1 rRNA gene is annotated in these 255 nt (G+C 43.1%); it reads right to left on the bottom strand.

What is annotated here, in order from left to right:
* Window positions 1–163: 163 nt before the first annotated feature.
* A 23S ribosomal RNA gene (locus P0G09_RS20790) occupies window positions 164–255 on the bottom strand; the annotation flags it as partial.

Here is a 255-nt window from a genome sequence, read left to right as displayed (position 1 = left end):
ATGGGAACAGGTGGAACCTCACCGTCATCGTCACCGACCAATATGACTGGTTCAGTATAACATTTCTGTTCTACTTTGTCCAGTGTTTCTTAGAAGGACGTGCCTTCAAAACTGAATAATCACTGCTGACATTTTATCATTGACTTGAGAATTCAAGCGAATTGTGGTCAAGCCCTCGATCTATTAGTACACACTTGCTGAATGGATCGCTCCACTTACACATCGTGCCTATCAACCTCGTAGTCTACAAGGGAT

Source organism: Faecalibacterium sp. DFI.5.82 (genome assembly GCF_029076575.1).
GTDB lineage: Bacteria > Bacillota > Clostridia > Oscillospirales > Ruminococcaceae > Faecalibacterium > Faecalibacterium duncaniae.
Note: the sequence above shows the minus strand (reverse complement) of the source record. Positions and strands in the feature narration are given on the sequence as shown.